The organism is Kitasatospora dryopteridis, assembly GCF_050749075.1.
Taxonomy (GTDB): domain Bacteria; phylum Actinomycetota; class Actinomycetes; order Streptomycetales; family Streptomycetaceae; genus Kitasatospora.
This window is the reverse complement of sequence record NZ_CP192749.1, coordinates 3530938-3543011: the sequence shown is the minus strand read 5'-3', so window position 1 is coordinate 3543011 and position 12074 is coordinate 3530938. Positions and strand designations below refer to the sequence as shown.

Sequence of the window (12074 nt, the reverse complement as noted above, 5' to 3'; positions counted from 1 at the left end):
CGGATGGCGGCCCTCGCCGCCGACGCCGACCAGGTGTACGACCTCGACCAGCGGCCCGACGCGTACGGCGACGGCGCCGTGCGGGCCCTGGAGGAGAAGGTGGCGGCGCTGCTCGGCCGCCAGGACGCGGCCTTCTTCCCGACCGGCACCATGGCGCAGCAGGTGGCGCTGCGCTACTGGGCGGACCGCACCGGCAGCCGAGTGGTCGCGATGCACCCGCTGGCCCACCCCGAGCTGCACGAGCGGCGGGCCGTCACCCGCCTCACCGGCCTGCACACGGTGTGGCCGACCACCGCGCCGCGCCTGCCGACCCCGGACGAACTGCGCTGCTGCGAGGAGCAGTTCGGCACGCTGATGCTGGAGCTGCCGCTGCGCGACGCCGGGTTCGTGCTGCCGTCCTGGCAGGACCTGTCGGAGACGGTCGAGGCGGCCCGCGGGCTCGGGGCCAGGGTGCACCTGGACGGTGCCCGGCTGTGGGAGTCGACCGGTCACCTGGGCCGTACGCTGCCGGAGATCAGCGCGCTGGCCGACTCGGTGTACGTCTCCTGCTACAAGTCGCTGGGCGGCCTCAGCGGGGCCCTGCTGGCCGGCGACGAGCAGTTCGTCCGGGAGGCCAGGGTCTGGCGGCACCGGTACGGCGGCCGGCTCTTCCAGCAGTGGCCGGCGGCGCTGGCGGCGCTGGCCGGGCTGGAGCGCGAACTCCCGCGGCTGCCCGGCTATGTGAGGCACGCGAAGACGATCGCGGCGGCCCTGGCGGAGGCCCCGGGCGCCCGGGTGGACCCGTTGCCGCCGCACACCCACCAGTTCCGGCTGTGGCTGCCGCACACCGCGGACGCCCTCACCGAGGCCACCCTGCGGCTGGCCGAGGAGCAGGGGATCGCGCTGTTCTCGTTCTGGGACGAGCCGGGTGCGCCCGGTCTGGCGATGACCGAGGTGACGGTGGGCGGTGCCGCCCTGGAGTGGACGGCGGACGACGTCGCCAAGGCGATGGGCGAGCTGCTGGCGATGCTCTGAGCCCGGAAGCGCACGTCGGGCGTCCGCCGGGGAATGCACGTCGGCCCGGTTCCTCCCGCCGGAGGAACCGGGCCGACGCCGTTTCAGCTGTCAGTACCCGAGGGTGCCGATCAGAAGGCCGGGCGGACCATCAGGATGGTCTCCAGCTTGTTGGAGCTGTTCCACAGCACGTCGATCGCGGTACGGGTGTCCGGGACCTTCACGCTGCTGTACGGGGTCTTCTCGTCCCAGTACTTCTTGGTGTGGTCGTTGAAGGTGCTGACGCCCGGCGCGCTCGGGATGCTGGTGAGCACGTCGGCGCGGTGCAGCTGCAGACCGTCGGTCTTCTCGAGCCCGAAGGTGGAGTCGTAGCCCTGGATGCGCGCACGCATCGCGGTGCCGTCGGCCCACTTCAGCGGGGTCGGGTGCGAGTCGACCGGCAGGATCAGGCCGGAGCCCGGGTGGTCGGTGACGTTGTTGTCGGACTGCGAGGTGTCCCACAGCCAGATCAGGATGCCGTTCTGGTTCTGGTAGTGGTCCACCCAGTCCGGGCGGGCCGCGGAACCGAACACGTACGGACCGGTCTTCAGCGTGGTGTCGTAGGACACGTACTGACGGTTCTCGACGAGGTAGTACTGGGCGTAGTCCTTGGAGAACTTGCCCGTGATCCGCGAGAAGCCGGTGGCGGTCCAGCCGTTGTCGCCCTGCTCGGCGTCGTCGTTGAACAGCGCGGAACCGTCGGCGGTGACCGCGATGTTGTCCAGCGCGAGGCCCTTCATGTGCAGGCCGCCGTCGGTGGTGTAGTGGAAGCGGACCTTGACGGCCTTGCCGGCGTAGGCGTTCAGCGAGTAGGACAGGTCGCCCCACTTGCCGCCCGAGTTGCCGGTGAGGGCCGGCGCGTCGGCGCCGTCCTTCTGCAGGGCGGTGCCGTTGAAGGTGCCGTCGAGGGCGGTCCAGTGGGCGCCGCCGTCGGTGGAGACCTCGGCGTAGCCGTAGTCGTAGTCCTGCTCGATGTCGTACCAGGCCTTGGCGGACAGGGTCGCCGAGGTCTTGCCGGTCAGGTCGACATCACGCACCAGCGAGACGTTCAGGTCGTCCGCGCTGCCGCTCCACCACTCGTTCGCACCCGCGAACGGGGTGTTGATCTCGGTGGTGACGGTCTTCTTCGGGAGGTCCACCACCACGGCCTGCGGGCGCTTGGTGTTGTACTCCGCCGGACCGGTCCAGTGGAAGGACAGCTTGTTGGCGGCGGCCTTGTCGTACTTCAGCCACCCGAGCTGCATCTTGCTCCAGGCGTCGAGGTCGCCCGGCTTGTCACCGATCTCGGTCTTGCCGTCGCCCAGCCAGGAACCGGAGGACATCAGCGACCAGAAGCCGACCGAGTTGTCGTCCTTGCCCGTGGTGTCGTACAGGTCCGGCAGGCCGAGGTCGTGGCCGTACTCGTGGGCGAAGACACCGAGGCCGCCGTTCTCGGGCTGCATGGTGTAGTCGCCGACCCAGAGGCCGCTGGCGCCGACCTGGGTGCCACCGAGCTTGTTGTTGTCGGGGCCGGTCTTGCCCGCGAGGGCGCCGTACGCGTAGCTGCGGTGGGCCCAGAGCGCGTCGGTGCCCTGGACGCCGCCGCCGGCGGACTGGTCCTCACCGGCGTGCACGATCTGGAAGTGGTCGATGTAACCGTCGGGCTCGTTGAAGTTGCCGTCGTGGTCGAAGTCGTACCGGTCCCACTGGTCGTACTGCGCGATGGTGGCCTTGATCTGCTCGTCCGTCTGGCCCTTGGCCTTCTGGTCGGCGACCCAGGCGTTGATGCCGTCGCGGATCAGGTCCTGCGCGTTGTTGCAGACGTGCTGGCCGCAGTAGTCCGAGCCGTAACGGGCCTCGTTCCACGGCACCTTCACCCAGTCGGTGACCTGGCCGTCGACCGAGTAGCGGCCCGAGGACTGCTTCTCGTAGAAGGTCTTCAGCGAGTCGCCGTCACGGGAGAAGTACAGGTCCTGGTAGTGCTTCTGGTTGTAATCGGCACGCCAGGCAGTGGAGTTGTCCTTGGCGCGGTCCGGCTGCGCAATCAGGTTGTGCGCCGGGCCGGGCTGGCCGCCGTACTTGACCTTGCCGTCGGCCGTGGTGGTGGTGTTGTCCACCTGGTCGCCGAACTCGACGAGGATCGTGAAGATCTTGTCCGTGCGCTCACGGGCAAGCTCGACGTACTTGTCGCGGCCCAGCTTCACCGAGGTGCTGCTGCCGTGCTTCTCGATCTTGGCGGTGCCCGCCAGGAGCTGCTCGGTGGCGGCCTTCTGCGCGGCCTCGACCTTCTCGGTCAGCGGGCCCGGCAGGTCGTGGTCGACCTTGAGCGCCTGCGCATCGGCAGGGTCGTGCGTGACGGGGGCCGGAGTGGCGGCGGTGGCCGTCCCGGGCAGCAGGCCCGTGCCCAGCGCGGCCGTGACCGCGATGGCAGCAGTGGCCGCAGCGGCCCTCTTGGATATCTTCAACGTGGTGACGTCCTCCCCTTGCCGGCATGCTCTTGGCGCGCCGGCGAACCAATGAAAGACAGGTGGACGACATTTGATCCAAGCCACCGGGAAAAAGAAAGACCTTGACCATGCATGATCACGACGCTATCCTCCGGCGGCCGTGATCAACTGACGATCAGTCAAGAGTAAAGCCCCGCCTGCAGTTCAGGGCATCCATCGCACCCGTACCAGCGTGCGTGTCGCCCTGCCGGGGCGCCGAACAGGGCGAAATCACAGGTTATGGATGTCTAAACAGTTTTGAAACTGAAAAGGACTCGGCCCCGACGTTCCCGTCGGGGCCGAGTCCTTTTGCGTACTACCGGTTACTTCGTCAGGTCCGGGCCGGGCGAGCCCACGGCGGCCGGAGTGTCGGCCACCGGCGACTTCTCCTCGCCGCGGAAGGTGAACTTCGCTTCCTTGCCCTCGCCCTCGGTGCCGACGACCACGATGTGGCCGGCGCGCAGCTCGCCGAAGAGGATCTTCTCGGACAGGTGGTCCTCGATCTCCCGCTGGATCGTCCGGCGCAGCGGACGGGCGCCCAGGATGGGGTCGTAGCCCTTCTTCGCCAGCAGCTTCTTGGCCTCGACGCTGAGCTCCAGGCCCATGTCGCGGTCCTTCAGGCGCTGGTCCACCTTGGCGATCATGAGGTCGACGATCTGGATGATGTCGTCCTCGGACAGCTGGTGGAAGACCACGATGTCGTCGACACGGTTCAGGAACTCCGGCCGGAAGTGCTGCTTGAGCTCCTCGCTGACCTTCGCCTTCATCCGCTCGTACCCGCTCTGGGCGTCGCCCGTGGCCGCGAAGCCCAGGTTGAAGCCCTTGGAGATGTCCCGGGTGCCGAGGTTGGTGGTCATGATGATGACCGTGTTCTTGAAGTCGACCACGCGGCCCTGGGAGTCGGTCAGGCGGCCGTCCTCCAGGATCTGCAGCAGCGAGTTGAAGATGTCCGGGTGGGCCTTCTCCACCTCGTCGAAGAGGACGACGGAGAACGGCTTGCGGCGCACCTTCTCGGTCAGCTGGCCGCCCTCCTCGTAGCCCACGTAGCCGGGCGGGGAGCCGAACAGCCGGGAGACCGTGTGCTTCTCCGAGAACTCGGACATGTCGAGCGCGATCAGCGCGTCCTCGTCGCCGAACAGGAACTCCGCCAGCGTCTTGGACAGCTCGGTCTTACCGACACCGGACGGACCGGCGAAGATGAACGAGCCACCGGGGCGCTTCGGGTCCTTGAGGCCCGCACGGGTGCGCCGGATGGCCTGGGAGAGCGCCTTGATGGCGTCCTTCTGGCCGATGACGCGCTTGTGCAGCTCGTCCTCCATGCGCAGCAGGCGGGAGGACTCCTCCTCGGTCAGCTTGAAGACCGGGATGCCGGTGGCGGTGGCCAGGACCTCGGCGATGAGCTCCTCGTCCACCTCGGCGACGACGTCCATGTCGCCGGCCTTCCACTCCTTCTCCCGCTTGGCCTTCGCGGTGAGCAGCTGCTTCTCGTCGTCGCGCAGCGAGGCGGCCTTCTCGAAGTCCTGCGCGTCGATCGCGCTCTCCTTCTCGCGGCGGACCTCGGCGATCTTCTCGTCGAACTCGCGCAGGTCCGGCGGCGCGGTCATCCGGCGGATGCGCATCCGGGAGCCGGCCTCGTCGATCAGGTCGATCGCCTTGTCCGGCAGGAAGCGGTCCGAGATGTACCGGTCGGCCAGGGTGGCGGCGGCGACCAGGGCGGCGTCGGTGATCGAGACGCGGTGGTGCGCCTCGTACCGGTCGCGCAGACCCTTGAGGATCTCGATGGTGTGCGGCAGCGACGGCTCGGCGACCTGGATCGGCTGGAAGCGGCGCTCCAGCGCGGCGTCCTTCTCCAGGTGCTTGCGGTACTCGTCGAGCGTGGTGGCACCGATGGTCTGCAGCTCGCCGCGGGCCAGCATCGGCTTGAGGATGCTGGCGGCGTCGATGGCGCCCTCGGCGGCGCCCGCGCCGACCAGGGTGTGCAGCTCGTCGATGAACAGGATGATGTCGCCGCGGGTGCGGATCTCCTTGAGCACCTTCTTCAGGCGCTCCTCGAAGTCACCGCGGTACCGGGAGCCGGCGACCAGGGCGCCGAGGTCCAGGGTGTAGAGCTGCTTGTCCTTGAGCGTCTCCGGAACCTCGCCCTTGACGATCGCCTGGGCCAGGCCCTCGACGACGGCGGTCTTGCCGACGCCGGGCTCGCCGATCAGCACCGGGTTGTTCTTGGTGCGGCGGGACAGCACCTGCATGACCCGCTCGATCTCCTTCTCGCGCCCGATCACCGGGTCGAGCTTGGCCTCGCGGGCGGCCTGCGTCAGGTTGCGGCCGAACTGGTCGAGGACCAGCGAGGTGGAGGGGGTGCCCTCGGCGGGGCCGCCGGCGGTCGCGGACTCCTTGCCGCCGCCGGAGTAACCGGAGAGCAGCTGGATGACCTGCTGCCGGACCCGGTTGAGATCGGCGCCCAGCTTCACCAGGACCTGGGCGGCGACGCCCTCGCCCTCGCGGATCAGGCCGAGCAGGATGTGCTCGGTGCCGATGTAGTTGTGGCCGAGCTGAAGGGCCTCGCGGAGCGACAGCTCCAGGACCTTCTTCGCCCGGGGGGTGAAGGGGATGTGGCCGGACGGGGCCTGCTGCCCCTGGCCGATGATCTCCTCGACCTGCTGCCGGACCGCCTCGAGCGAGATCCCGAGGCTCTCCAGGGCCTTGGCGGCGACACCCTCACCCTCGTGGATCAGACCCAGGAGGATGTGCTCGGTGCCGATGTAGTTGTGGTTGAGCATCCGGGCTTCTTCCTGAGCCAGGACGACAACCCGCCGCGCGCGGTCGGTGAACCTTTCGAACATCGTTTTCGCTCCTCAGAGCGGTCGGCCAGTTCGGGGTCCGTCCCCGCCCTGTCCTTCCGCATGCTAGTCCCGCTCAGCGGCGCGGCCCACGGACAACCCCACTCGCGTGGGGACATCATGCTGCGCGACCAGCCGACACCAATCCCAACCTGATGCTGGGAGACGGTGTTCCCACAGGGGGCCCCGATGCACCCGATGACCGCTACGCCATCGGCGAACAGAGACCCCTGTGATGGGACGGCCGGCCGCGCGAACTGCCTCGGCCGGGGCCCTGCGACCCCGCCCACCTGCATTCATACCCGGTATCCGGGGGAGATTCGCGCAGTTTCCCCGGTGGCGCTGTTCGCCTGGCGAGAAGTCCGGCCCGGAGCGCCGGTCGGCGCGGCGGGAATGACGGCGCATCAGGCCGCCCGCCCTCGGTCGGGCGGTCGGCGGGGCCTGCGGGTACCGCCGGTCGGACGCCTCCCGCGAAGCCGTTCCGCTCCCTACAGCGTTGCACAGCCCGGGGTGCTCCCGCCGCCCGTCATCGGACCGGCCGATCATGCACCTGCCATGACAATGGCAGGCGATCGGCCGGTTCCGGTGCGCCGGGGCCCGGCCGCGCAGCCGTCCCTCAGGACGCGTGCGCCTTGTCGTACTGCGCCTTGATGTCGCTCGGGACGCGACCACGGTCGTTGATCTCCAGGCCGTTCTCCTTGGCCCAGCTGCGGATCTTGGCGGTGTCGGCGCCGGAGGCGGCCGACCGGCCGGTGCTGCGGCCGCCGGTGCTGCTGCGGCGGCTGCCGGCGATCCGGCCGCTCTGCTTGCGGCCCTTCTCCACGTACGGGGCCAGCAGATCGCGGAGCTTCTCGGCGTTGTCGCTCTTCAGGTCGATCTCGTAGGCAACGCCGTCGAGCGCGAACATCACGGTCTCGTCCGCGGAGCCGCCGTCGAGATCGTCTTCAAGAATGACCTGCACCCTCTGTGCCACGGGCTTCCCTTTCCGAGTAAACGAGTCATTGCCTAGGCAAAGGAAACCGCCTTTTCCCGGAAAACACAAACCCCTACCCGATCGGGATGCGTCCCGCAAGGCTCACAAGGGCGCGCTCAGAGGCGCAGCAGCATGCGCGAGTTGCCCAAGGTGTTCGGCTTCACCCGCTCCAGGTCAAGGAACTCCGCGACTCCTTCGTCGTACGAGCGCAACAGTTCTTCATAGACTTCCGTGGCCACGGCCGCCGGGTCTGACGTACGATCGTCGGTTTCCTCGATCTCGACGAAACCGTGTTTCGCGAAGAACGCCACCTCGAACGTCAAGCAGAAAATCCGACGGATGCCGAGCCACCGCGCGGTCTGCAGCAGCTTCTCCAGCAGCAGGTGCCCGAGGCCCAGTCCCTTGCAGGACGGGTCCACCGCAAGGGTGCGGACCTCCGCCAGGTCCTCCCACATCACGTGCAGCGCACCGCAGGCGACCACCGTTCCGGTGTCGTCGCGTTCGGCCACCCAGAACTCCTGCACGGATTCGAACAGTGTGACCGTGGGCTTGTCGAGCAGAATGCCGTCGCGCGAGTAGGCGTCGATGAGTGCCCTTACGGCCCGCACGTCGGTGGTCCGCGCCCGGCGGATGGTGACCTCCATGCCGGGACGTTATCGTGCCGCGGTACCCCCGGTCTCCCCGGTGCCCCGGCCGCGCTCCGGGCGGTCCGGTCCGGCGGGCAGCACCGCGGCCACCCGGAGGGCGTCCCGCAGTGCCTCGCGCTGCTCCGGCGACATCAGCCCGAAGAAGTGCACCAGCGCGGCGGCCGGATTGTCGCTCGTCGCCCAGGCGTCGTTCATCAGAGCGGCGGTGTACGCCTCGCGCGAGGAGACCGGCTCATATCGATAGGCCCGGCCGGCCTGTTCCCGGCGCAGCCAGCCCTTTCTGTACAGCTTGTCGAGCACGGTCATCACCGTGGTGTACGCGATATCGCGTTCCGTCCGCAGATCCTGCAGAACCTCGCGAACCGTGACCGGGCGGTTCCACTGCCAGACCCTGGTCATGATGTCGTTCTCGAGTTCTCCGAGTTGCCGCACCATAGTCCGGCCAGGATAGGAACTGATTCGGACAAAGTCGGCGATTCGGCAAGCGGACCGGCGCGCCGCCACCCCCGTGGCGGGGGCGGCGGCGCGCCGGTGGTGTCCTGCGGGCCCGCAGCGGCTATTCCGCGGCGCGTCCGGCCGTGGCGGCCATCGCGTCGGCGGCGGCGTCCTCCTTGGCCTTCTGGGCGCCGCCCTGGCTGCGGATGATCGCCCGCACCAGGAATCCGAAGCCGATCGCCATGACCAGCGGCGGCACGATCGCGCTGACGTAGTCCATCAGGTCACTCCTCTTCTGCTTCTGCGTCGTCCGCAGCGGCGGCGCCGCTGCTCTTGGCCTCGGGCTTCACCAGCGGGAAGAGCACCGTCTCGCGGATGTTCTTGCCGGTGAGCAGCATGATCAGGCGGTCCACGCCGAGGCCGAGGCCGCCGGTGGGCGGCATCGCGTACTCCAGGGCGCGCAGGAAGTCCTCGTCCAGCTGCATCGCCTCGACGTCGCCGCCGGCCGCCAGCAGCGACTGGGCGGTCAGGCGGGCGCGCTGCTCGACCGGGTCGATCAGCTCGGAGTAGGCGGTGCCGATCTCGGTACCGAAGATCACCAGGTCCCACTTCTCCGCGACGCCCGCGATCGAGCGGTGCTGGCGGGTCAGCGGGGAGACCTCGGTCGGGTAGTCCCGGATGAAGGTCGGCCGGATCGCGTGGTGCTCCAGCAGGCGCTCGATCATCTCCAGGACGATCTGGCCGTGGCCCCACTCCTTCTCCCACGGCACGCCGGCGCCGTCGGCGAGCTTGCGCAGCTCCTCGACCGACGTCTCCGGGGTGATCTCGGTGCTGAGGTGCGCGGAGATGCCCGGGTAGACCGAGACCTCCTCCCAGGGCTCGGCGAGGTCGATCTCGTGCTCCTGGCCGTCCGGGCCGACGCCCTTGACCACGGTGGTGCCGAGGGCGTCCCGGGCGGCGTTGACGATGATCGCGCGGATCAGCTCGGCCTGGGTGTCGTAGTCGCCGTAGGCCTCGTACGACTCCAGGGCGGTGAACTCCGGGTTGTGGGTCGCATCGGCGCCCTCGTTGCGGAAGTTCCGGTTGATCTCGAAGACCTTCTCGGCGCCGCCGACCACCAGGCGCTTGAGGTAGAGCTCGGTCGCGATGCGCAGGTAGAGCTCGATGTCGTAGGCGTTGATGTGCGTCTTGAACGGGCGGGCGTTGGCGCCGCCGTGGATCGGCTGCAGCATCGGGGTCTCGACCTCGAGGTAGCCGCGGTCCTCGTAGGTGCGGCGGATCGAGCGGATCACCCGGGTGCGCAGCTGGAGCATCTCGCGCGCCTCGGGGTTCACGATCAGGTCCACGTACCGCTGGCGGACCCGGGCCTCCGGGTCGGTCAGGCCCTTGTGCTTGTCCGGCAGCGGGCGCAGGCACTTCGCGGTGAGTTCCCAGCGGTCCACCATCACGCTCAGCTCGCCGCGGCGGGAGGTGATGACCTCGCCCTCCACGCCGACCTGGTCGCCGAGGTCGATGTCGGTCTTCCAGGCCGCCAGCCGCTCCTCGCCCAGCTTGTCGAGCGACAGCATCACCTGGAGGTCGCCCGAGCCGTCGCGCAGCGTGGCGAAGCAGAGCTTGCCGCCGGTGCGGGCCAGGATGACGCGGCCGGTGATGCCGACCCGCTCGCCGGTCGCGGTGTCCGCGGGGAGGTCGGGGTGCTTGGCGCGGAGGTCGGCAATGGTGGACGTGCGGGGGAAGCCGACCGGGTAGGGGTCGACGCCTGCCGCCCGGAGCCGGTCCAGCTTGTCGCGCCGCACGCGCATCTGCTCGGGGAGGTCGTCGGTCGCGTTGACGGTGCTCTGATCGCTCACCCCACAAGGGTAGCCACCGCCGGGCCGCGCTCCCGCACCGGTTTCGCGCGGCGGCCCCGGAGCGCCGCAGGGGCGCTCCGGGGCCGCCGGTGCGGAAGGGGTGTTACTGGTGGGCGCCCTTGCGGCGGCGAGCGGCCAGGAACACCGCGCCGCCGATCAGCACCGCGCCGGTGCCGGCCGCGGCGATGGTGCCGAGCCCGGACGCACCGGTGAACGCGAGGGCACCTCCGCCGGACGAGGCCGAGCCCGCACCCGCGCTCCGCGAGGCCGAGGCGGACGGCGAGGCGTGGGTGGAGGGCGAGGCGCTGCCGGTCGGCGTGCCGGACGAGGCGGAGGCGCTCGGGGAGGCCCCCGGGGTGGGCACGGAGCCGTCGGCCCTGGTCCCGAGCGTCACCCGGGTCAGGTCGTTGCCCGGGTTGTGGTCCCACGGCATGACGGCGGAGGGGTGGCCGGGCTCGTTGGAGCTCCGGGTGTTCTGCAGCGAGACCACCGCGACCGGGTCGGCGGCGGTGACCTTCAGGTCGAAGTCGTAGGTCTTCTGGAAGCCGGCGGGCACGTCCCAGGGCGCGCCACAGGACCACTTGACCGGGTTCTTGACCTCCTGGCCGTTCTCCCAGCGGACGGCGTTGCAGCCGGCGGGCTCCTTGGCCACGGTGACGCCCTTGGGGAACACCACGAGGACGTTCGGCGCGGACTCGCCGCCGCTGCGGTCGTAGAGGTGCCCCGGGCCGCTGTTGCGCAGGCCGACCGTCAGCTTCCCCTGGTGGCCGTCGGCACCGGGCTTCCACGCGCCGATGGCCGAGAAGTCGGCGGTGTTGTCCACGTCCAGCGCGATCGACACCATGTTCTCGGCGTACTGCGTGGCGTTCGGCGGGCCGGGCTTGGTGGCGTCCGACTCGGGCTTGCCGGCGGTGAGCCGCTTGCCGGCGGGGCCGTGCACGAAGGTCATGTTCTTGCGGTACCAGGCGGTGTCCTCGCCCTCGCCGGGGAGCACCGCGATGTCGACGTAGCTGTGCAGTGCGCTGCTGTCGACGCCGAACTTCATCGGGTCGACGGTCACCGTCTCACCGGGGGCGACCGAGGTGTTGATCGTGCAGATCGCCACCTCGTAGGAGGAAGCCTGGCTGCCCGAACCGGTGGCGTAGTCGCAGTTGGCGAACTGCCGTTCGGGCTTCACCCCGGCGATGCCGCTGAGGACGAGGACCAGCCGGCCGCTGGGGAGCGAGCCCTGGTTCACCACCTGGACGGACGGGGTGATCGTGGAGCCGGGCTTCACGCCCGTCAGCTGCTCCTTGGTCTTCACCCGCAGGTCCGGTCCGCCGACCGAGACGAGCACGTCGGCGCTGACCGTTCCGGCGTCGGTGGTCTCGGTGACCTTGAGGTGGCCGGTCTTGCCGAGCTCGGCGCCCTTGAGGGCGGTGAGCTGCGGGTTGATCTGGTGGTTGAGCTTGCCGTCCGGCGAGTAGAGCGAGCCCTTACAGGTGGTAACGGCGCCCTGGACGGTGCAGGAGGAGCCGCCGCCGAGGCTCGGGGCGAACTCCGCCAGGCCGGTCAGGCCGCTGGTGTCGAAGATGTACGTGATGTCGTGCGCGCCGGTCTTCACGGTGCCGGTCAGGTCCAGCGTGACGTGCTTCGCCACCGGGTCGCCGCTCGTGGGCGCCGGGACGAGGGACACCGCTTCCGGAGCGTCGAGCACGAGGTCGGCGGCGAATGCCGGTGCGGCGGCGGAGCCGCCGAGTGCGACGGCTGCGACGGCCGTCGCCAGGGCAAGGGCGCGCGTGCGTCCGATGCGCATTTTCCCCCCAGGGACTTCGGTTCTGTGTACGGCGCAGACC

General features: G+C 69.5%; 9 protein-coding genes. 1 reads left to right on the top strand and 8 read right to left on the bottom strand.

The window, feature by feature from the left end; genetic code table 11:
• The first annotated feature begins 3 nt into the window (after positions 1-3).
• Positions 4-1014, top strand: coding sequence for a threonine aldolase family protein (locus ACQ614_RS16100; RefSeq protein WP_431679255.1), 1011 nt, complete (start codon positions 4-6; stop codon positions 1012-1014).
• A gap of 110 nt (positions 1015-1124) precedes the next feature.
• On the opposite strand, the gene ACQ614_RS16095 is transcribed toward ACQ614_RS16100, so the two are convergent.
• From ACQ614_RS16095 to ACQ614_RS16060, 8 genes are all read right to left on the bottom strand, one after another.
• Positions 1125-3476: an immune inhibitor A domain-containing protein gene (locus ACQ614_RS16095; RefSeq protein WP_431679254.1), complete on the bottom strand. Its 2352-nt coding sequence runs from the start codon at positions 3474-3476 to the stop codon at positions 1125-1127.
• A 344-nt stretch (positions 3477-3820) separates the two neighbouring features.
• Positions 3821-6337 carry an ATP-dependent Clp protease ATP-binding subunit gene (locus ACQ614_RS16090; RefSeq protein WP_431679253.1) on the bottom strand — a complete coding sequence of 839 codons (2517 nt, stop codon included), beginning with the start codon at positions 6335-6337 and terminating at the stop codon, positions 3821-3823.
• A gap of 613 nt (positions 6338-6950) precedes the next feature.
• Positions 6951-7307 carry a histone-like nucleoid-structuring protein Lsr2 gene (locus ACQ614_RS16085; protein ID WP_431679252.1) on the bottom strand — a complete coding sequence of 119 codons (357 nt, stop codon included), beginning with the start codon at positions 7305-7307 and terminating at the stop codon, positions 6951-6953.
• A gap of 116 nt (positions 7308-7423) precedes the next feature.
• A complete protein-coding gene (locus ACQ614_RS16080) occupies positions 7424-7951 on the bottom strand; it encodes an amino-acid N-acetyltransferase (RefSeq protein WP_431679251.1) in 528 nt (175 codons plus the stop codon).
• Positions 7952-7960: 9 nt separating this feature from the next.
• The gene (locus ACQ614_RS16075) at positions 7961-8389 is read right to left on the bottom strand and encodes a BlaI/MecI/CopY family transcriptional regulator (protein WP_431679250.1); all 429 of its coding nucleotides are present in this window, start codon (positions 8387-8389) and stop codon (positions 7961-7963) included.
• Positions 8390-8510: 121 nt separating this feature from the next.
• Positions 8511-8669, bottom strand: a complete 159-nt coding sequence (locus ACQ614_RS16070) for a hypothetical protein (protein WP_431679249.1) — start codon at positions 8667-8669, stop codon at positions 8511-8513.
• Positions 8670-8673: 4 nt separating this feature from the next.
• Positions 8674-10239: a bifunctional lysylphosphatidylglycerol synthetase/lysine--tRNA ligase LysX gene (gene lysX, locus ACQ614_RS16065; protein ID WP_431679248.1), complete on the bottom strand. Its 1566-nt coding sequence runs from the start codon at positions 10237-10239 to the stop codon at positions 8674-8676.
• A 103-nt stretch (positions 10240-10342) separates the two neighbouring features.
• A complete protein-coding gene (locus ACQ614_RS16060; protein ID WP_431679247.1) occupies positions 10343-12034 on the bottom strand; it encodes a hypothetical protein in 1692 nt (563 codons plus the stop codon).
• Positions 12035-12074: the final 40 nt, after the last annotated feature.